We start from the raw sequence: 21,118 nt of genomic DNA, 5'->3' as shown, positions 1-21,118 counted from the left end.
CAAATCACCGGTGTGGAATGAAAACAAACTAATTGTATCATACAAGGAGAAGACGATGGAGATAAAACAAATCATTGGAGAAATTGTTGCGGGGAAACAAGAGGTCGGAGGCATTAAGCAGGTTTATTATGTAGCTTGTGGCGGTTCTTATGGCGCTTTTTATCCAGCCAAAACCTTTCTTGAGAAAGAGGCTAAGGACATTAAAGTTGGCCTGTATAACAGCAATGAATTCGTGCACAACACACCTAAATCATTTGGCGAAAATTCGATACTGGTCGTAGCCTCGCATAAAGGTAATACACCAGAGACTGTGAAAGCGGCTGAGCTCGGCAAAAAGGCGGGAGTTCCGGTCATTGCGTTAACCTGGATTACAGACTCACCGATTACGGAGCATGCCGATTATGTAGTGAAGTATACCTTTGGAGAAGGCAAGGATATTGCTGGAGAAAAGACCATTAAAGCCCTGTTGACGGCGGTAGAAGCCTTGAACCAAACTGAGGGATACGAGCACTATAATCAATTCCTCGATGGAGTAGCCAAAATTGATCATATTGTTAAAAACGCTTCCAAACACGTGGCCAAACGTGCTCTGACATTCGCCAAAAATCACAAGGATGATCAAGTAATCTACACCATGGCCAGCGGAGCCGGTTACGGGGCTGCCTACATGGAAAGCATCTGTATCTTTATGGAAATGCAGTGGATCAACTCTTCGAGCATCCATTCAGGTGAATTTTTCCACGGGCCGTTTGAGATTACAGATGCGGAAATTCCGTTTGTCATTCAAATTTCCGAAGGAAGCACCCGACCTTTGGATGAAAGAGCGCTGGAGTTCCTGAACCGTTATGCCAAGAGAGTGGAAGTGCTGGACGCCAAGGATTTGGGCTTGTCCACCATTGACGGCTCCGTAGTAGATTACTTCAACCATTCCCTATTTAACAACGTTTACCCGGTTTACAATCAAGCTTTGGCGGTGGAAAGAGAGCACCCGCTCACAACCCGCAGATATATGTGGAAGGTTGAGTATTGATTTCGTTTATATTTAGCAGCCTCAAAGGGGATTAATCTTATGGAACAATACAAGGTTATCGGCATTGGCGACAACGTAGTAGACAAGTATGTCCACCAGGGTATGATGTACCCTGGTGGAAACGCCTTGAATTTCTGCGCATATGCCACAATGTGTGGAGTGGAGGCTTCTTATCTAGGGAAATTCGGCAACGATCAGATTGCCCACTATATCAAGCGGGTGATGGACGAACTTCGGATTGAGCATAGTCATTGCCGGACTTTTGACGGAGAGAACGGGTATGCGCGGGTTACGTTAAAGAACGGGGACCGTGAGTTTCTCGGTTCCAATAAAGGTGGTATAGCCAAAGAAAAGGCTTGGGATTTCACGGAAGATGACCTGAATTATATTAAACCATTCTCCGTGATTCATACCAGTCTAAACAGCTATATTGAAGAGGATCTGGCCATCTTACAAACCACCCGTGTGCCGATCTCCTTTGACTTTTCGGTTCGCTGGAATGATGAGTATTTAGAGCGGGTGTGCCGGTACGCGGACATATCCTTTCTTTCCTGCAGCCATCTAACGGAAAGCGAACGAGAGAGAGAAATGCGGAAAGCCCAGGCTTTCGGCTCTAAAATGGTGATCGGAACAGTAGGAGAGAACGGCTCATTTGCGTTGTATAAAGATCAGTGGATATACCAGCCGGCCGTTTTAACGGAAACGGTGGATACGATGGGAGCGGGCGATTCATATTTAACCGCCTTTCTTATCGGGATGATTAGAAGTTCGGAAGAAGGCAACATTTTTGCGGGTTCAGATGAGGAAATGCTGCGCAAGATCAAAGCGAGCATGGAGCAGGGAGCCGCATTTGCCGCGAAGATATGCCGGCTTAACGGCGCTTTTGGTTATGGAACAGCAATCCTATAAAGCACCCTCCGACACAAAAAGAGACATATTGCATCGGCGATTTGTAAGCGCATTCAATCAATAGCGGCACAGCTGCCGCAACAGACTAGACAAGCCGGAAAATCACATAAGGAGGGTGAACCTTCATGTTTTGGTTTCAGCTGATCATCATCATTTTGCTCATTTTCTTTGGTGCCAGAAAAGGCGATATATTTATGGGCTTGCTTGGCGGTGTGGGTGTGGCTATCTTTGTTTTTATCTTTCAAGTCCAGCCGTCGGCTCCTCCCATCGATGTTATGTTGATTATTTTAGCGGTTGTCTTGGCGGCCTCCGCGCTGCAATCTTCGGGCGGGCTTAATTTCCTCGTCTATCTTGCAAAAAAAATGCTCAGTAAGTCGCCTAAAAATATTACGATCATAGCTCCGATTATCTCATGGTTGTTTACATTCATGTCGGGAACGGGACATGTCGTCTACAGTTTATTGCCGATTATAAATGAGCTTGCCATCGACAATAAAATCAGACCGGAAAGACCCATTTCCAACAGTATCATCGCTTCCCAGCAGGCAATTACCTGCTCGCCGGTATCGGCGGCTACCGCTGCGATGATCGGATTTATGGCCCCTCTCGGGGTAGGATTGGGAACCATCTTGACGATTGCGATACCGGCTACCCTCCTGGGGGTTGTTGCAAGCGCAGTATTGACGATACGCAAGGGCAAAGAGCTTGAGGAAGATCCGGAATATTTGCGGAGATTGGCGGAAGGATTAATTGCCAAACCGGAGAATGCCGAGGAACAAACAGTTTCCAAAGGGGCAAAGGCCTCGGTTGTTCTCTTTTTGCTAGGAGTTCTGGCAATTATTATTATGGGTTTGTTTACCAAGCTGCGTCCTTCCTGGGCGGCAAACGGTGAGACTACGATTTTATCCATGCCAAACACGATTGAAATTATTATGCTGGTCTGCGCCACACTCATCATTATCTTTGGCCGTCCAGCAATCGAAACCATTCTTAACGGCCCGATCTTTAGAGCAGGGGCGCTGGCGATGGTTTGTGCTTTCGGGCTGGCTTGGATGAGCAGCACATTCATCAACGGTCAAACCGCTTTTATTCATGATCATGTTGCCACCATTGTAAACAGCCATCCCTGGATGCTTGCTGTGATTATGTTTATCGTCGCCGCTTTGACAACGAGTCAGGGAGCCACGACGTTAATTATGGTCCCGATCGCCATCGCCCTTCATCTGCCTCCTTATATCATCATCGGAGCATGGATGGCCGTTAATGCCAATTACTTTTTGCCGGTCGCGTCCCAATGTCTTGCAGCTATCTCGTTTGATACTGCGGGAACAACCAAAATCGGTAAATTTGTATTAAACCACAGCTTCATGATACCGGGATTAATTAATACTTTGATCTCAGTTATTGTAGCTACTTTAATTGGAAGCGCTTTAGTATAAAAGTTTCCATAAGCATATAAGGCTTTCGGAGAAGGATACAAAATCTCGAAATAATGACCTTGAACAAAGGAAGGGGATCGAGAGCGTGCGAATAGCGGGAGTTGGATTCAGCTGCGTGGATGTTTATGACCAATTGAACAGGATGTATCCAACCGGGAACAGTGTCGATTTTGTTATTCATATGCGCAGAATGGGAGTTCAGGCTTCCATGGTCAGTGCGGTTGGGACGGATGCCTACGGCGATATGATGATCGACATGCTGAAAGCAGAGAAGATCGATGTATCCCATCTTGGCGTATGTGAGGGCAGTACGGCGGTGTTTAAGATGGAGCTGAATGGGAATGATCGCGTTCACAAGGAAAAAATCGAAGGCGTTATGGCGCATTTCGCATTGAATGAGGATGACCGGCGATTTATTGCGGAGCACGATGCACTCCACACCAACCTTTCCGGCAGAATCGAGCGGGAACTGCCTTATTTCCGGGAGCGGGGGGTCTCCATTGTGTTTGATTTCTCCACACGAACGAAGAAGGATATTGCCGGGCCGATTTTGCCGGATGTGGACTACGCATTCTTCTCCTATACAGAGGAAGACGCGTATATTAGGGAGTTCATCACTTGGGCTCAGGCGTTAGGGCCGCGTATTGTCATCGCGACGTTAGGGGAGCTCGGCAGTCTGGCTTATGACGGCACAACGTTGTATCGCGGTCAGATCGTGCCCGCAGAGGTTGTCAATACGGTAGGGGCGGGGGATTCCTTCTGTGCCGGCTTTATGTATGGCGAACTGCGAGGCTGGTCCATTCCGGAATCGCTGAAACATGGCGCTCGAACGGCAGCCGGGGTTGTCACCAAATTCGAACCCTACTGAATGAGTACAGACCAGAGAAGAGGTGTTTTCTTTGATTATTGATGTGCACACACATCCAATTTTTCACAAGGCAATTTGCGAGAACAAAGAGACGTTGGAATATCGAAAACGGGAGTTCGGCATATTCAAACAGTCGCCAACTCCTGTCGAATCGGTGCTTCAGGAGATGGACTACAATGGTGTAACACGCTCCGTGCTGCTCCCGTTAGATCTGACGACCAGAAGCGGAGGCTGGATTGTCGCAAATGAAGAGGTGCGAACGCTGGTCGATCTTGCGCCGGATCGGTTTATCGGTTTTGCCAGCGTGGACCCGTATCGCGAGGATGCGGCAGAGGCGCTGGAATATGCGTTCGCCCATCTGAAGCTAAGCGGCCTGAAGCTCCACCCTTCAAAGCAGAAATTTTACCCCGATGATGACCGGTTGAAGCCGCTCTACGAGATTTGCTTAAAGTACGACAAACCGATCATGTTCCACGCGGGTATGAGCTGGGAGCCTGACGCTCCGGCCATCTATTCGCACCCGCTGCGTTTCGAGGGAGTCGCGATCGCGTATCCCGAGCTGCGTATATGCCTGGCGCATTTCGGCTGGCCATGGATTCAAGAAACAACGATGCTGCTGCTGAAATATCCTAATGTGTTCACAGACACGTCATTGCTCCATATGGATAACGCGCTTGACTTCTATACGCAGATATTCAAAGTGAACATGGGTCCGCTCTGGATCGAGCGCAATCTGAGAGACAAGGTCATGTTCGGCACCAATACGCCTAGGTTCAAGGCGAAGCGGCTATTGCCAGCGCTTGAGGCGATGGCATTCCGGCCGAAGACATTACAAAAGATTCTGAGCGGCAACGCAGAGGTTTTCCTGGGAGAGAGGAGGAATGATCGGCCGTGGTTAAATTAAAATCACTTGTGCTCAGATCGACAGCCGAATTTCAGATGATCAAAATCACGAGAGAGATTCAAAGTTTCGTAGAACAATGCGGCATAGCCAACGGTCTGGCGGCTGTGATCTCGGCGCATACGACTACCGGCATTATGGTTAACGAAGGACTTGAATGCGTGGAGACAGATATCGAGGAACTGCTGGAACGTTTGGCTCCTAAAGATTGGCCATATGCTCATGCGCATTTCCTGCCATCGTACGGAGCAACGGGCAGTAACTCTCCTTCTCATCTCAAGTCGATGATTTCCGGCAACAGCTGCATGTTCGTTGTGCAGGATGGGAAGCTGGTGTCGGGCGACGCCCAGGATGTGTATTTGGCCGAATTCGATGGTCCGAAGAGCAGGAAAGTTTACATTCAGGTCATCGGGGAGTAACAGAGGGTCTTGATAGGAAGTGCCATATTACAACCGTTTGTCACAAGCAAAGGAGGAATCTGGTTCATATGATACAAATCTGGCAAGTAGCCGCCGCCAACTATCATTATAAAAGGTATTCCCTGGAATATTTCCTGAATTCCGTCGCAAGGTTAGGATTCCGTAATATTGAATTGTGGGCTTCGGGTCCACACTTCCATTTGGACTACTTCTCACTTCAAGACGTCAAAAGTCTGCAGCAAAAAATAAAAGCGCACGGGTTAAAGGTCATCTGCTTGACTCCTGAGCAATATGTTTATCCAATCAGCATCAGCCACCCCGATCCGGAATACCGCAAGCAAAGTGTCGAGTTCTTTCGCCGGCATATTGAAGCCGCGTCGCTTCTGGAATGTGATAGAGTGCTGGTAACGACAGGCATTGCCTACTTGGACGCCGATGTGACGGAGACGTGGAAATGGTGCCAGGAATCCCTGAGCGAAATCTGCAAAACAGCGGAAAAAGAAGGGGTATACCTTCCCGTGGAGTCATTTACGAGCTTTACAACACACGTATTTAACCAGGCCGAACACATTTCCAGGATGATCAAAGAGGTGGGCAGTCCGAATTTGAAAGGTTTGGCGGATACGGATGTCATGGCGACAACAGGCAAGGATACGATCCATGACTTCATCAGAGAACTCGGAAATGACCTGAATCATGTTCACTTTGTGGACGGTAATCCTGGAGGGCATTTGGTTCCCGGTGAAGGCCGGCTCAATTTAGATGAAGCATTGAAAGCGCTTAATGATATTGATTACAAAGGATACCTAGGCCTGGAATTACTGGACAGAAGATATATTTTAGATCCGGACAAGGCAATGCGGGATTCGCTCGCCTGGTTTGAAGAGCGTTTGTCCTAATCTCTATCTGCGAAAGCGAAAGGAAGGGTAAACCCATGAAAGCAGATATATTTATTCATGACGGCGAAGGCATCAAATGCGTGTACAAAAATGAGAAGTGGCTGGTATGCATCAAAAACTGGAAGCCGGATAATGATATTGACGGTATTTATCGCCTGGAAGTCCACCGCGAAACCGATGAACAATTTATTCTCGTGAAAGGCAAAGCGATCCTGCTGGCTGCGGACCGGGCCGATGACAAATTTGATATTGAACTGATCGAGATGGAGCCAGGAAAAGTCTACAACATTCCTCAGGACACCTGGTTTTATACAATTATGCAAAAAGATACGGTGATGACGTATGTGCAAGACGCCAACACCACGAATGAAAACAGCGAATACTGCAATATGAGCGAAGCAGAGCTGTCTGACGTTAGAACAAGAGCGCTTGAAATATTTAGTCAGTAGACTTAACACTCCCAATCGACTGAGCATTTAACGGTTGGGAGCTTTTATTTTTGGACATTGAAATAAGATGTACCGAGACTGTGTTAGGTTTCCATGTTGCTTATCATAAATTTAACATGGATAATTATTATGATATTGTTAATGCAGCAGGGGTGGGAGGGCAGGCCATGAACAAAGAAGATCAGGTCATAGCCGGTTTCAGAGACTTGTTTAACAAGTTGGTGTGGCTTAATAAGGACAAGATGGAGGATAAGCTTAAGGGGTATAAGCCCTCTGAGGTACATTGCATCGAATACATTGAGAAAAATGAAGATCCCAACGTGACAAAGCTTGCGGAGTCCCTTTATATGACAAGCGGTGCTATAAGCAAAATAACTAAAAAGCTCATAACCAAGGGCATTATCGAAAGCTACCAGAAGCCGGATAACAAGAAAGAGATCTATTTTCGGCTTACTGAGCAAGGGAAAATCATCTTTAACATCCATGAGGAGTTGCACAAGGAATTCCAAGAGCGGGACAAAGCTGTATTTGAGCAGGTAACCGAAGAACAATTTGACAGTATGCTTGGTTTCATAGAAAAGTATAGTAGGCATCTGGATGCGGAAATAAAAAAACAGGGTAAGGATATGAACTCCGAATAAATAGGTATCATGGTAATCAAACCTCAAGCAGTCGGGCTCTATTGAGAACGGCTGCATTTTTATTGTTGCTATTTTGTTGCCAAGGAAGCAAAATGGTGATACGATGTTTTTGTTTCCTAGGAAGAAAAAACGCTTTAAGAGGAGAATTTAAGTGTACAAATTTAGGTCAAACCATGAACAGAACACAGACCAAGCCGTAGATAAACACGCTTTAATATTCGGTCTTATCTCTGTGTTTCTATGCGGAATAGGGTTCAGCATCATTACACCTGTCGTCCCATTCTTAGTACAGCCTTATACAAGCAATCCGGAAGAACAAGCTATAATTGTTACGCTGTTGACTTCAATTTATGCAGTCTGTGTGTTTTTTGCGGCCCCCGTACTTGGGGCTTTGAGCGACAGATATGGCCGTCGTCCTTTGCTCTTAGTATGCCTTTTGGGTTCAGCGATCGGGTACTTGGTTTTCGGTTTAGGCGGAGCTTTATGGGTACTATTTGCCGGGCGGATAATCGAAGGTATAACAGGCGGGAGCATAAGCACCATCTTTGCATATTTTGCCGACATCATTCCTCCAGAACAAAGAACCAAATATTTTGGATGGGTGAGTGCGGTTGCAGGTGTAGGCACCGTCATTGGCCCAACTCTAGGCGGATTACTTGCCAAGCTAGGTTATGCTGTACCGATGTATTTTGGAGCAATAATAACACTATTGAACGTTGTGTATGGAATCTACTATATGCCCGAGAGCCTTGATAGGATGAAGAGACTTAAAGAGATCACTCTTGCAAGGTTGAATCCATTTATACAGCTTGCAGCCATCCTTTCCATGAAAAACTTAAAAAGGCTGTTAATCTCGGCGTTCTTACTTTGGATACCGGGCGGTTCTTTACAGGCGGTTTTTTCGCAATTTACAATGGAAACCTTCAGTTGGAAGCCTGCACTCATCGGGCTCATGTTTTCAATAATGGGCTTCCAGGACATCATTTCCCAAGGATTTATCATGCCAAAGCTGTTGAAAAAACTCAGTGATACACAGATAGCAGTGGCTGGAATGGCATCTGAGATTATAGGCTACGGTCTTATTGCATTATCTGCTTTGTTCTCATTCTATCCTTTACTTATCGCTGGGATGTTTATCTTTGGGTTTGGTGATTCGGTGTTCGGGCCAGCTTTCAATGGAATGCTATCCAAGTCGGTTGACTCTAGCGAGCAAGGAAGAATTCAAGGAGGGAGCCAATCCATTCAGGCTTTAGCAAGAATAATTGGGCCGATCCTTGGAGGGCAACTCTATGTGTCACTTGGACATGCAGCACCCGCTTTCATGGGAATGATTCTTATAGCTGCAGCAATACCCGTTTTATATAAGAGAACACATTAACAAATTGAGTCAGACGTGTTAACAAACCGGCTGGCAATTCCCGATAAAAATACCTATAGTAGTCTTAAAGTATTGCTGTGAATGCTGCTAATTGCAGATAGCAAATTATGGAGGTAAGAATCGTTGGAATTGTTCGAATTTATACTGCTAATGCTGGTGGCGGTCTCATTATCCAATTTAGTGAACCGGTTTATCCCTTCGCTCTCCGTGCCGATTATTCAAATCGCGCTGGGGGTGTTGATTACTTGGCTGCCCTTGCACTATGAGCTGAAATTAAATCCAGAGCTGTTCTTGCTGCTGTTCATTGCCCCTTTGCTGTTCAACGACGGCAGGCATGCAGACAAAGAAGCGCTGTGGAAGCTGAAGAAACCTATCCTTATGCTGGCGCTGGGTCTAGTGTTTGTAACGGTAGCCGTGATGGGTTATTTCCTGAATTGGCTGCTCCCAGTCATCCCGCTGGCGGCATCCTTTGCACTGGCAGCCGCTCTAGCACCGACGGATGCTGTGGCCGTGGGCGCACTGGAGCAGAAAGTAAAAATCCCCCATCAGACGATGCAGATTCTCGAGGGGGAATCTCTAATCAATGACGCGTCGGGGCTGGTCTCATTTCAATTTGCCGTAGCGGCTATGGTCACGGGTATGTTCTCTTTCAAAACTGCCGGGATCAGCTTTATTTCCATTTCACTTGGAGGTATGGTACTGGGCCTGCTGCTCACGCTAGTGAAATATGGCGTGGTGAAATGGCTCCGGAAACTGGGAATGGAGAACGTCACACTGCACATGCTGATTGAGATTCTGACTCCTTTCTTGATATTTATGGCAGCTGAAGAGTTGGGGGTCAACGGCATCCTGGCCGTTGTCGCCGCAGGAATCGCCCATTCTCTCAATTACAAGAAAATGAATCCTGAGGTAGCCAAGCTGAGAGTGGTATCCAAAAGCACCTGGTCGGTCATTATATTTGTATTAAACGGACTGGTTTTCCTGCTGCTGGGCACGCAGCTTCCTGATATTATTCAGACGATTTGGATCAGCACAGAAATAGGGAATTTTGAAGTAATTATGTACACACTGTTATTGACTGCGGCTGTACTCGGGCTGCGCCTCATCTGGGTGCTTCTGATGGATATTTTCCTTGGAACCAAATCACGCGATCCTTGGCAGCTCAGGTTCAAGAATGCACTTATTCTTAGTCTGTCGGGAGTCCGGGGAACGATCACGCTGGCGAGTACGTTGTCCTTGCCGTTGTTTCTTGATGATGGCACAGCATTTCCGGCTAGAGATCTGATTATCTTCCTTGCGGCTGGGGTAATATTGTGGACATTGCTGGCCTCCAACTATTTGCTGCCGCTTCTATTAGGGAAGGAAACGCGAACAGAGCAGGAAGAGGAGGAGACTCAGGCCAAAATAGAGATTCTGACGAACGTTGTTACGGGATTAAACGAACTGACCACAGACCAGAACCGGCTGGCAGCCGCCCAGATCATCAATACATATACTTCCAGAATTCGAACACTCAGGAAGGATGAGAACAACGATAAGGCACAGCGGTCCTTGGGCTTGTCTGTATTGAAATGGGAGAGAGAGAACACGCTGCTTGCGCTTAAAAGGAAAGATGTGCATCCATACACAGCGTACCGTTACCTTGGGAGGATAAACCAGCTGTTGTATATGCAGACAAGAGATGTCCGTTATAAAAAAGAACTCTTCCCCATTAAGCAATGGGTAGAAATGTTCGGGATGCTGAATCCCGTCCGGTTAAGCTTCCGGGAAAGGCGCGCCGAAATAACCAAGCTCAGAACTCAAAATACGGCTTATATCATTAAGCAGCTTAATGCTCGTCTTGCAGAAGGCGGGCCGGATATGGAGACCGTCAGCTCGCTGATTCTGCAATATGAACGTACACTGCTGCGTCTGACGAGAAATGATTCGGACACCTACAGCCGACAAGAGTTCGACAGCTCGTTGGAGGAGATGGCCCGGATCGGAATTCAGCTGGAGAGAGACAATATTCAAGCCATGTTCGAGACAGGGCGGATCTCCAGACAGGGTATGAAGGAAATGAAGCGCGATATCCTCTTCATGGAGCATGATCTGCGGGAAGAGACGAGTTGAGAATGGTCCCAGACTGATGACCAATGAATTGGAATAGCAGAAGCACTCCGGAGGAGGATTAGAGGTAGGGAGTGGATTCGATTTTGATTGTGAAATAATCATCACATATGTAAGGCTGCCAATTAACTTGGCAGCCTTTATTCATCTTCACTTAGGAATACTTACCTATCATTTCAAGTAAATAATTTCGAAATTGTTCAACATAGGATTGCGGCTCTACAATCTGTAAATTTGTACCGAAACCTGCTAAAAATTGAAATCCAATACGGTTTTGAGGAACCTGGATTGTGGCCAGGAAAAGCTCAGAACTGCACTCCTCAATACTTTTTCTGCCATATCTTTCAATGAACTGGTCTTTTATACTGGGGGAAATTAACGCTCTCAAAGTAACTAACTCCGGTTGATAACTGTCTTCATGCTTTTGGTCTAACGAATCATCTCTTAGGTTAAATGATTCTTTATCCAAATGAAGATCTTCGATTCTGGATAATTTAAACGTTCTATATCTCATGCGATGCAAGCAAAACCCCTTTAGATACCAACTCGTTTCGCTAAAATGGAGCTGATATGGTTCCACCGTTCTATTCGTTTTCAAGCCATTTTTATCCATATACTTGAATGAAATGAGCCTTCTCGCTAATATCGCTTCTTGACACCTCTTCAAGGTTTGAACAATTTCAGACCGGCCCTCCCAATCATAAAATGACAGCTGGATTGAACCCTTAGGAGACAAAGGGCTGACCATCGCTTCTATTTTCCTTATAGTCACTTCAACGTCTTCGCTAATTAGAATTTGTTCCAATCCGCCAAGCGCAGTTAATATATTCTCCAAGTCGGAGCTGCTTAGAAGACGTTTATCAAATTTGTATTCATCCATAATACCGTAGCCACCATGAACACCATTGACAGAATAGATGGGGATGTTTGATAAACTCAGGGTTTCCATATCCCGAAGTATGGTTCTTTTGGAAACGTTAAATAATTGTGCGAATTCTGTGGTTGGAACGACATCCTTTTTCAGCAAGATCATGATGATAGATATTAATCTCTCAACCTTGTTCATATCTGCCCTCGTTTATTCTTCCTCAGGATTAAATGGTGACATATAGTTGTCACCTATTATGAATTATACTACATCCATAACAAGAAGGAGGTTTACTATATGTCAGCCATTGTATATTTGAACTTTGATGGGATTGCAGAACAAGCGATTGAATTTTATTCGGAGGCCTTAAATGCAACCGAGGTCAAAAAAGTGAAATTTAAGGATTTCCCACAAGATCCGAACTACCCTTTGCCGGAAAATGAGTTAAATATGATCATGGAGTCTTCCATACAATTCGCAGGTGGGAAGATCATGATGTCGGATATTGTTCCCTCAATGAAGAGTGTAACTGGCGAGTTGGTTAAGGGCAACAATATACTGATCAGCATCGTTAATGAGGATAAACAGACACTGGAAAATTACTTTTCTAATTTGTCTGTAAATGGTCATGTTATCATGCCATTATCTCATACACCTTGGTCTTCGTGCTTTGGAATGCTGGTTGATAAGTTTGGAGTTTCCTGGAAGTTTAATGGGGACGCGGACAAGTTTCTTGATAACATAGTTTCGGGCAAATAATAACTCATTTTTGAAAAATGGTCTTGCAACTGAAGGCCATTTTTTTATATACCGAGGGGGCACGATTTATGAAAAACAGCTATACTTCGCTGATTTTTTTTCTGGCTTTAGGCATATTTGGTATCATTACAACTGAAATGGGTGTGATCGGAGTTATTCCCCAACTCACCGAGAAATTTCACATATCGGCTTCCCAGGCCGGGTACCTTGTCAGTGCATTTGCTTTAATCGTTGCCATCTCAGGCCCCTTCCTGACATTACTCGCTTCGGGAATGAATCGAAAAGCGATCTTACTATCCGCTATCCTGATGTTTGCTATTTCTAATTTGGTGTATGCTTATACAACCAGGTTCGAAGTTATGCTCGCTTTCCGGATTGTTCCTGCGTTTTTTCACCCTGTCTTTTTTTCGATTGCGCTTGCGACCGCCGCCAGCCTGGTTCCTCCCGAAAAGAGCCGTAAAGCGGTGACCCAGATTATGGCCGGCGTTACCGTTGGATTCGCTTTTGGCGTGCCGATTACAACCTATCTCTCTACAAAAATTTCGCTGGAGGCTGCTTTCCTGTTTGGAGCCATTGTGAGTCTCATTGCCTTTATAGGCATCCTGTTCTGGCTGCCTTCAATGCCTGTTAAGGAACGAATGTCTTTTGGCAAGCAGCTCGGCATATTGAGCAGACCTCAGCTGTGGTTAACGATCTTGATCGTGGCGATGATCTTTACAGCGATGAGTTCAGTTTACAGCTACTTTGCCGAATATCTTGGAGAAGTCACCCATATGAACGGTACATGGATCAGTGTAATGTTGATGATCTTTGGCATCACCATGATTGCAGGGAATTTTTTGTTTGGGTTCTTTCTGAACAAAAGCATGACAAAAACAGTCGTTCTGTTTCCACTCATATATGCGGTCATTTACTTATTCACATATTATTGGGGTGCTTATTTTTTGCCGATGGCGGTCATCGTATTTGTGTGGGGAGCTGTGCATTCCGGCGGGCTTATTCTTAGTCAAGCCTTATTGATGACTGACGCGAAAGAAGCTCCCGAATTCGGTAACAGCTTGTTTGTTTCCTTTTCGAATGTTGGTATTACGGTTGGGACATGGATCGGCGGTTTGTTTATTTCCCGGCTGGGCACGCATCAGATCATCTGGAGTGGTGTTATGCTTTTGCTATTTGCTTTCATACTCATCATGATAAAAGCGGGAATTTCCAAATCACAGGTTGAAAAAGCAAGCATGGATTAACGGATATATGATAAATGTATATAAAATGAACTTTAGAATTAACCGGTCTCAGCTTCGATCCCGAGTGATTCTGAAGAAACGGAGCGTCTGCCTTTGTCTCCGAAATGCCTCACTGATATCTAGTTCAAGGATTTTGGAGACAACAGGGGTCGTAAGAACACTCGGCATCGCATCGCCCGAATACGGCAACTTTCATAAGTTCATTTTATGTAGAAAGGAAATTTTCAATAAATATGGAAATCGATCGTTTAATATCGGTAAAATCGAGAGAAGAGTTGAGGTTTTGGCTGCTGGAAAATAGTAAGACTGAAGAATCTTGCTGGGTCTTGGTTAGTATGATGCCCAAATCGGATACGCTCTTATATCTGGACGCAGTAGAGGAAGCGTTATGCTTTGGATGGATTGATGGAGTTAAGAAGAAGATATCTGATGCGGAGCTGTCTCAGAGACTGTCCCCTCGAAGCAAAAAAAGTTCCTGGACTGAATTAAATAAAGAACGTGTCCGCCGCCTCGAAAAGCTGGGGTTAATGACAGATGAGGGAAGAAAGGTTCTTCCTGATATGAATCCTGATTCTTTTACTATCGATAAAGTGATAGAGCAAAGGCTGCAGGAGGATAGGCAGGTATATGCGAATTTCATGGCGTTTCCAGATCTATATAGAAGAATTCGCATCGACACGATACAGAGCTATAAGAATCAGCCGGAAGTATTTAAGAGCAGGTTAGACAAGTTCATTACCAACACAAGAGATAACAAGATGTACGGCCAGTGGAACGATCACGGTCGTCTGCTAGATTATTAATCATTGTGAGGTGATCTTTAGCGTGGAGCCGAATAGCTTAAGCTTGGAATGGACTGGATCAGAACAGTCATATCTTGATTCGCCATCAGTAGAGAAACTTCAACACATAACAGTCGGCAGATATGGCGGGAACACCGGGAGTGGGGCACACAAGAATGAGGATGGTTTGCTAGTATGGCAAAGTAGTTCATGGGAGTTTGCAGCGCTCATTGATGCGCATTCCTCGTGGGATAGTGCAGAACTGATCATTGCCACTCTGAAGGACAAGGAAACTTCGATTAAGGAAATTCTCGATTCAAAAATAGATGTTTTGTTTGACCCTATTGAGCAATTCCTGCTTCAATTATTTAAATCGGATGAGTTTAAAAGTCAATGTCGTTCCCTAGATGGGGAAGCCTCATGCTTAATCTGTATTCGAAAAGAGAACGTTCTTTGGTGGTTCTCCGTCGGTGATTGTCAGCTGTATCTAATTCATGATGAATTAGAGAAGTGGGGGCAGGTGAGTTTAAACCAAAGAAATTTTTACGAATGGATAGGTAAAGTCAATACGTTCGATAAGGCAGTCCCCTGTTACTCACTTGGACGGAGGGAGCTTAGAACAGGAATTAACTATATTTTGATGATAACAGATGGATATTTGGACGCAAAAGAGGCTGCAATTCCAATTCCTGAGCTTTGCCGCTCGGAGAGTTTGGTTGCAGCCTTTCTGAATAATCTACATTGTCAGCAGACAGTGGACAGTACTACATTAGTGCATTGGTCTGTAAAGAATGAGCTTGATGCAGCAATTCCTTCAGATGGTTGTATTTCACAAAGCAAGCCGAAAAAATCCATTGACCATTACCGTCAAAATTAGATTGCCAGTTAAGCCGTTATTCTCATTTCAAATAGAAGCATAAGTTCATTACGTAGTATGCTCAAATTAGGGCTGCCAGCAGAATTGGCAGCCTTTCGTTTGTTTTATGGTAGATCGGCTTCTATACTAAGTGCCAAATAAAAAAATACATAGTGCATTTTTTTTCAAATGAGCCGAACCTTTTTCAAATAAAGCGACAATATAGGGTGTAAGCTTACTCAGGAGGGTCCTCTGAATGCAAAGTGAATACATGTACGATTTACTCGTGAAAATGAAGGATGGGGATCGACAAGCGTTTCATTCGCTGTATGATGCCACCTATCAGAACGTCTACCGTACAGTCTCCTTTCTGGTGGATCACCAACAGGACCGGAAGGATGTCATGAATGAGATCTATATGCAAATGTGGACTTCACTTGATAACTACGATACAACCCGGCCTTTCCAATTCTGGATGCACGGCTTGGTTATCCGTCAAGTTCAGAGATTTCGGGTCAAGAACTGGCGGAGATTCCGGATTTTCGAACGCATCCGTGCACCTGATTATTTTGCCGACGCCTTTTTGAATGATGAAAAACTGTTCACTTTACTAAATATCAGCGGAGCGGAATTAAAACAAGAATTAACAAAAGGGAAATCTGTTGCAGAAGTTGCCGCTTCTAAAAATATCTCTAAACAACAAGTCATTGATGTTATTAGCAAAACTCAAGTTGATCTACAAAATGAAGGTGATCATAGCAAAGTTTCTAAAGAACAATAGATGAAAGCTATTGAACCAAAGGTATTACAAGTTATTGAATACAAAAGCGAAACTTCATCGAAGAAATAACAAATAAGCCCAATTCACAACGATGACCCGTAAGATGGACATGACAAAGTGTCTATCCTACGGGTTCGTTAGGAAGGAGATTACTGACTCGATCTTGATGAATATTAATGATTATTGTTCATTCTAAAAGACTTGTAGAAAGCACGAATATCCTGAGCTAAAAGCTCGGGCTCTTCCATAGCAGTAAAATGTCCGCCGCTTGGGAACGAAGTCCAGCGAACTATATTTAGATTACGCGCAGCCCATTCCTTGGGCGGCAACAAGATATCCGCAGGGAACAATGCGACGGCTGTTGGTACCTCTATATAGTCCAAGGGCGGTAAAGAGTGGGAATTCTCATAGTACATTCGCGCCGATGATCCAAATGTATTTGTAACCCAATAAATCATAATATGCGTGATTAGTTCATCCTTGTTGAATCTATTCTGCAGATTGCCATTACAATCACTCCACGCGCGGTATTTTTCAATGATCCAGCCAGCCAATCCTGCCGGTGAATCGGAAAGTCCATAAGCAAGGCTTTGGGGCCGTGTAGATTGAAGGGACATATAACCTCCTTCTTGCGCAATCCATTCCGAAGCGTTCTTCTTGTATTGCAGTTCATCCTCGGAAAGATTTGCCTGATCAGATGAAGTCAGGAGGTTTCTTATAATGCCGATATCGGTCAGGTGAATTCCGAATACCAATTCTGGATGGTTTGATGCCAGGTATCTTGTAACACCGGAACCAATATCCCCACCTGCTGCAGCAAATCTTTTGTAGCCTAATTCTTCTGTCATTAGCTTGGCCCACATTTCAGAGACGTGATAATTATTAACCCCAGGTTGTTTGGGGGGACTTGAGAATCCAAATCCAGGTAATGAAGGAACTATCACGTCAAAAGAATCCTCAGGGCTACCTCCGTAGCTGGCCGGATCCGTAAGCAGGGGGATAATCTTTTGGTAGCGAAGGTAGCTGTCGGGCCATCCGTGGGTAAGAATAATAGGCAATGGGTTTGGGCCTTTACCACGCTCATGTACAAAGTGTACATCTATGCCATAGATATTGCAGCGAAACTGGGACAAGCGGTTTAACTTGGATTCTTGGGCGCGCCAATCATAATGGTCCTTCCAATACGAAACGAGCGACTTTAAGTAACTTAATTCTGTGCCTTGTTCCCATTCCGCATTCTCTACTTGATCCGGCCAACGAATGTGATGCAGTCTGTATTTGAGATCGTCAAGAATATCATCGGAAACATGAATATGAAAACGTTCAATAGGCATCGTAGTTCCCTCCTTTTGGTGTTACATCGCCATTATATCTTGGACACATGTGTGATACACTGGCATAAGTGAAGCATCTAACTATAAGATTTGATAGGTGATGGCTATGCCACAAATAGACCGATACAAAGGCCGACCCGTTAATATTGAATTTACCGCAGTGGAGGATTTTAGAGTCCTTCCTTATCCTGAACGTCTCACTCTTGTTCTCATTACGACAGGAAGCATAAACGGAACATTAAACGAACGACCTATATCCATTTCCGCTCCCGGTTTTCTTTGCTTGGCCGAAGATGATGATCTCATAATAATGGAGAAACAAGACGTTGCCGAACAGTCCTTTCGTTTTCATCCCGATTTTCTGAACACCATATCCCTTTCCGAAACGGAGGACTACTTGGCGGCAGGTCTGAGAATACGAACAGGTCTTTCACTTTTTCAAAGAGATGATCCTTATATAGCTGTGCCCCGTATCACAGAGAAAGCATATCCGCTTTTATTTGAATGGTATTTTATATTAGGTACGGAAGTGCAGGCCCAAAGTGATGCGCGGTGGGTATGCAGAATAAAAAAGTACCTCATTCAAATATTGGGTTTGCTGGAGGATTTGCATCGGAATAGCGAACAATCACCGGTTGATGCGGTGCTGGAATATATACACACGAACTATTCCAGAAAGATATTTTTGCAGGATCTGACAAATTGCGCTCATTTAAATCGTGTAACTCTTAATAAGCTGTTTCAGGAACGATGCGGAAACACAGCAATAGGTTACTTGCTTTCACATCGTTTGAAGGTTGCATGTGAACTGTTAACTCACACTGGCATGAAGCTTGATGAGATTGCATGCGCTACCGGATTTGAGTATGATACATACTTGATCAAGCAATTTACGGCTAAAAAAGGGATCTCACCTACAACGTTTAGGAATATCAGCCGTAAGTCCGCCGCGGCCCAATAGAATTCATAAGATTATGGGGAATACAAGGTCAATTTAATTTTGGAGGATATTTATGAATCAACGCTTTCGAATTACGAGATCCATGCAGCCAGACACTAGTGATTCAGAGATTTCATTGGAAGAATGCCAAGTTTATTTCTCATCCAAGGCTGATTTTACTTATCAGACGGTGCTGACCATGAAAGGGGAGGAGAGCACCATGTCTATAGAAGGGGATTTCTTTATGTGGAAGCATGGGGAAGCCCTTATTCCATTCAGACACTATATGGGGGATTTGTATGTAGCCGTCTCCCATCAAGAAATCGTGCCCCTCATGATCGAAATTGCAACAGACCTTCGGGCAGATATTGTGGAAGGGTAGATCCAGCGAACCTCAAATTGGAATAACCTCAACCGAAAGTTAAATGACAACAAGGCCTCTCCCTTAAAGACACATGAAGGGAGAGGCCTTGTATGCCTCTGTCTGCAAACCTTATTTAGAAATGTTCTTTCTTCTTAAGAAACGTCTGTCCGCTAAATAAAGGACGAACAGAGACAACATGCTGACACCGATCGGAATGCCGAACGCTTCGTATGAAAAAGGGGCTCCTTCAAGTTTAAAGTGACCTGTGGCACGGTACTCGAGCCGCTTGGCGGCGAATTTCGCCGTCAGAATGTCTTCCTGTCTGGCCAGATCTTCAAACGCTGGTTCCATCGCGAATCGCTCGGGTGAGTCGGTGTGCAGGTAAAGCTGTTCAGCCCCACCACCGTTTTCGGTCCAGTTTTGTATATCACCCGCAGCGACCGTCTTCACGTTCGGGCCAACGAAAATCATTCTGTCGAGTTTCGGAGCATCCGCAATTTGGTATCGGGCAACAAGATTCAGACCGTGCCGGGTCACGACCGGATCGCGTTTACTTGATACCGTTATGGTTGTCGTTGTTCCGGAAGCTCCATATGTGTCAAAAGCAGAGGATAACATGAGTTCGTCCGCACCGTTATATAACAAGATTCCGTCTTTCTTCTTGCTCCATTGAAATGCGTTGTTTAGAATATAGACGACATCGCTCAATCCGGCAGTGAACGGCTCCATTTGCGGATGCTGAACAAAATGGTACGAAGGATAATTCATTTCCTTCGCCACTTTCTTAGCCGTCGGCTCTCCCATTTGCCGGGAGATGACGTATAGGGTTGCATCGATTCCCGAGGTCAGGCCTGCAGACGAGACCAAATTGCCGTCCGCCACGTAACGCTGGTCTCTCTTCCAAGTAACCTCGGTATATTTCTTTTCCAACCTGCTGATATCTCCCCAATGCGTTGCTGCAGATTTTCCATCCAGTACGCCGGTGTCAGCCAGGTTCTCGGCACCATTACAGATGGACAGTAATGTCGTTTCCTTACCTGAGTGTTTCCTAATCCAATCGCGGACAGGCTTGTATTTCGCTTCATCCAAAATCGGCATGAAAGGAATGACAATAATATCCGGACCTTTGCCCGTCAATTGATCTAATTCATCAAAAGTATAATGGGGCACGATATCAAGACCACCTGTCAAAGATTTGACGTTTTTGTCGGGCGCAGCCGCATACACATTGTATGAGCCGGTCATAGAGAACATTTCGTACGGTACGAGGAAATCGAACACCTCGGTCACCTCATTCGCCAACATAACGGCTACTGTAGGCTTATTGGAATCATATGCAGGAGCCTGGACATTTTGTATAGAAGCAGGAACCGGCTTATCGTAAACCGACATAGACTCCTGCATCGTACTCATATAGCCGATCCCTCCGGTTCCTCCTACTACCAAGATCGTAACGCACACGTATGCGATGAAACGCCATACTTTTTTCAAAATTAATCTCTCCTTTAATAAGTAAGTAAATATTTGTTATTAACTTTCTCAATTAAAGGATAATAGATAAAGGTAACTGTAAAAACCTTCCGAAGGCGGTTATTTCCCTAGACTTAAGTCCAGTCAAGGTTTATTTGCGGATATCGGCATGTCGCTACTTTATCATCATAGCTGACCGAATCTTTTTTGAATATGACTCGATGGGACTATTCAATTTGTCTGGACGCAACTATTACTATTTCAGAATATCAGCAATGCTGGAATAAAGAGTGCAAAAAGGGCTTGATCCTTTGCCGGTTTTTAAAATATGAGCCGAATATGCAAAACAAGGGCACTCCAATGCGCCCTTGTTTTCGGCTTTATATATGATTAAGTCTGATTAACCTATTGCTGCGAACCGTTCAACCATACGGATTTGATCGATAAGGAATCCGAAATATTAGTGGTCGGATCACCATCTACGAGAACAAGGTCAGCGCGAGTACCTTCCATAATACGGCCGCGATCGTGAAGACCAAAGCAGCGGGCCGGTTTGGAAGTAGCCGACTGAAGAGCTTCGATCGGAGAGAATCCAGCCTTTACCGGCAGAAAAATATATATGTATTGCCTAAAGCGATTGAACTGATTGAAGACTTTCAAGATTCATTCCGAAAGGTG

At 44.9% G+C, this 21,118-nt stretch carries 21 protein-coding genes and 1 pseudogene; 18 read left to right on the top strand and 4 right to left on the bottom strand.

Annotated elements, in window-relative coordinates; translation table 11 throughout:
• Nucleotides 1–55: 55 nt before the first annotated feature.
• The 11 genes from BN6628_RS12935 to BN6628_RS12885 all read left to right on the top strand — a co-directional run bounded on the left by BN6628_RS12935 (nt 56) and on the right by BN6628_RS12885 (nt 11,045).
• Nucleotides 56–1,030, top strand: coding sequence for an SIS domain-containing protein (locus BN6628_RS12935; protein ID WP_068618021.1), 975 nt, complete (start codon nt 56–58; stop codon nt 1,028–1,030).
• Between the two features lie 39 nt (nt 1,031–1,069).
• Nucleotides 1,070–1,939, top strand: coding sequence for a fructoselysine 6-kinase (locus tag BN6628_RS12930; RefSeq protein WP_068618019.1), 870 nt, complete (start codon nt 1,070–1,072; stop codon nt 1,937–1,939).
• A 125-nt stretch (nt 1,940–2,064) separates the two neighbouring features.
• A complete protein-coding gene (locus BN6628_RS12925; protein WP_068618017.1) occupies nt 2,065–3,378 on the top strand; it encodes an anaerobic C4-dicarboxylate transporter family protein in 1,314 nt (437 codons plus the stop codon).
• Nucleotides 3,379–3,463: 85 nt separating this feature from the next.
• Nucleotides 3,464–4,246: a fructoselysine 6-kinase gene (gene frlD, locus BN6628_RS12920; RefSeq protein ID WP_068618015.1), complete on the top strand. Its 783-nt coding sequence runs from the start codon at nt 3,464–3,466 to the stop codon at nt 4,244–4,246.
• Between the two features lie 31 nt (nt 4,247–4,277).
• Nucleotides 4,278–5,150 (top strand): amidohydrolase family protein, encoded by an 873-nt coding sequence (locus tag BN6628_RS12915; protein WP_068618013.1) that lies wholly within the window; start codon nt 4,278–4,280, stop codon nt 5,148–5,150.
• On the top strand, nt 5,138–5,566 hold the full coding sequence (locus BN6628_RS12910; RefSeq protein ID WP_082926895.1) for a secondary thiamine-phosphate synthase enzyme YjbQ: 429 nt from the start codon (nt 5,138–5,140) through the stop codon (nt 5,564–5,566). Before BN6628_RS12915 ends, BN6628_RS12910 begins: the two co-directional genes overlap by 13 nt.
• A gap of 68 nt (nt 5,567–5,634) precedes the next feature.
• Complete coding sequence (locus BN6628_RS12905; RefSeq protein WP_068618011.1) at nt 5,635–6,465, top strand: sugar phosphate isomerase/epimerase family protein; 831 nt, start codon at nt 5,635–5,637, stop codon at nt 6,463–6,465.
• A gap of 35 nt (nt 6,466–6,500) precedes the next feature.
• Nucleotides 6,501–6,914, top strand: coding sequence for a cupin (locus BN6628_RS12900; protein ID WP_068618009.1), 414 nt, complete (start codon nt 6,501–6,503; stop codon nt 6,912–6,914).
• Between the two features lie 167 nt (nt 6,915–7,081).
• The gene (locus BN6628_RS12895) at nt 7,082–7,555 is read left to right on the top strand and encodes a MarR family transcriptional regulator (protein WP_068622265.1); all 474 of its coding nucleotides are present in this window, start codon (nt 7,082–7,084) and stop codon (nt 7,553–7,555) included.
• A gap of 151 nt (nt 7,556–7,706) precedes the next feature.
• Nucleotides 7,707–8,933 carry an MFS transporter gene (locus BN6628_RS12890; RefSeq protein WP_068618007.1) on the top strand — a complete coding sequence of 409 codons (1,227 nt, stop codon included), beginning with the start codon at nt 7,707–7,709 and terminating at the stop codon, nt 8,931–8,933.
• Nucleotides 8,934–9,056: 123 nt separating this feature from the next.
• Nucleotides 9,057–11,045 carry a Na+/H+ antiporter gene (locus BN6628_RS12885; protein ID WP_068618006.1) on the top strand — a complete coding sequence of 663 codons (1,989 nt, stop codon included), beginning with the start codon at nt 9,057–9,059 and terminating at the stop codon, nt 11,043–11,045.
• A gap of 151 nt (nt 11,046–11,196) precedes the next feature.
• Here BN6628_RS12885 and BN6628_RS12880 read toward each other — a convergent pair whose 3' ends face one another.
• Nucleotides 11,197–12,108, bottom strand: coding sequence for a helix-turn-helix transcriptional regulator (locus BN6628_RS12880; RefSeq protein WP_068618003.1), 912 nt, complete (start codon nt 12,106–12,108; stop codon nt 11,197–11,199).
• 99 nt (nt 12,109–12,207) lie between these two features.
• On the opposite strand from BN6628_RS12880, the gene BN6628_RS12875 reads away from it, so the two are divergent.
• From BN6628_RS12875 to BN6628_RS26675, 5 genes are all read left to right on the top strand, one after another.
• Nucleotides 12,208–12,669 carry a VOC family protein gene (locus tag BN6628_RS12875; RefSeq protein ID WP_068618002.1) on the top strand — a complete coding sequence of 154 codons (462 nt, stop codon included), beginning with the start codon at nt 12,208–12,210 and terminating at the stop codon, nt 12,667–12,669.
• A 68-nt stretch (nt 12,670–12,737) separates the two neighbouring features.
• On the top strand, nt 12,738–13,913 hold the full coding sequence (locus BN6628_RS12870) for an MFS transporter (RefSeq protein WP_068617999.1): 1,176 nt from the start codon (nt 12,738–12,740) through the stop codon (nt 13,911–13,913).
• A gap of 233 nt (nt 13,914–14,146) precedes the next feature.
• Entirely contained in the window at nt 14,147–14,716 is a 570-nt protein-coding gene (locus BN6628_RS12865) for a YdeI/OmpD-associated family protein (RefSeq protein ID WP_068617997.1), read from the top strand.
• Nucleotides 14,717–14,738: 22 nt separating this feature from the next.
• Complete coding sequence (locus tag BN6628_RS12860) at nt 14,739–15,572, top strand: PP2C family serine/threonine-protein phosphatase (RefSeq protein ID WP_068617995.1); 834 nt, start codon at nt 14,739–14,741, stop codon at nt 15,570–15,572.
• A gap of 235 nt (nt 15,573–15,807) precedes the next feature.
• Nucleotides 15,808–16,332 carry a sigma factor gene (locus tag BN6628_RS26675; protein WP_235847637.1) on the top strand — a complete coding sequence of 175 codons (525 nt, stop codon included), beginning with the start codon at nt 15,808–15,810 and terminating at the stop codon, nt 16,330–16,332.
• Nucleotides 16,333–16,505: 173 nt separating this feature from the next.
• On the opposite strand, the gene BN6628_RS12850 is transcribed toward BN6628_RS26675, so the two are convergent.
• Complete coding sequence (locus BN6628_RS12850) at nt 16,506–17,666, bottom strand: epoxide hydrolase family protein (RefSeq protein WP_068617993.1); 1,161 nt, start codon at nt 17,664–17,666, stop codon at nt 16,506–16,508.
• Between the two features lie 106 nt (nt 17,667–17,772).
• Between BN6628_RS12850 and BN6628_RS12845 the strand changes: the two genes are divergently transcribed.
• Both BN6628_RS12845 and BN6628_RS12840 read left to right on the top strand, forming a co-directional pair.
• On the top strand, nt 17,773–18,627 hold the full coding sequence (locus BN6628_RS12845; RefSeq protein WP_068617991.1) for a helix-turn-helix domain-containing protein: 855 nt from the start codon (nt 17,773–17,775) through the stop codon (nt 18,625–18,627).
• Between the two features lie 52 nt (nt 18,628–18,679).
• On the top strand, nt 18,680–18,988 hold the full coding sequence (locus BN6628_RS12840) for a hypothetical protein (RefSeq protein WP_068617989.1): 309 nt from the start codon (nt 18,680–18,682) through the stop codon (nt 18,986–18,988).
• A 111-nt stretch (nt 18,989–19,099) separates the two neighbouring features.
• On the opposite strand, the gene BN6628_RS12835 is transcribed toward BN6628_RS12840, so the two are convergent.
• Together BN6628_RS12835 and BN6628_RS25660 are read right to left on the bottom strand one after the other, a co-directional pair.
• Nucleotides 19,100–20,461: a DJ-1/PfpI family protein gene (locus BN6628_RS12835; protein ID WP_068617987.1), complete on the bottom strand. Its 1,362-nt coding sequence runs from the start codon at nt 20,459–20,461 to the stop codon at nt 19,100–19,102.
• 384 nt (nt 20,462–20,845) lie between these two features.
• Nucleotides 20,846–21,049, bottom strand: a pseudogene (locus tag BN6628_RS25660) (amidohydrolase family protein); the annotation flags it as partial.
• Nucleotides 21,050–21,118 lie beyond the last annotated feature (69 nt).

It is taken from the genome of Paenibacillus tuaregi, from assembly GCF_900086655.1.
Lineage (GTDB): Bacteria > Bacillota > Bacilli > Paenibacillales > Paenibacillaceae > Fontibacillus > Fontibacillus tuaregi.
This window is presented reverse-complemented; position numbering and strand designations above follow the sequence as displayed.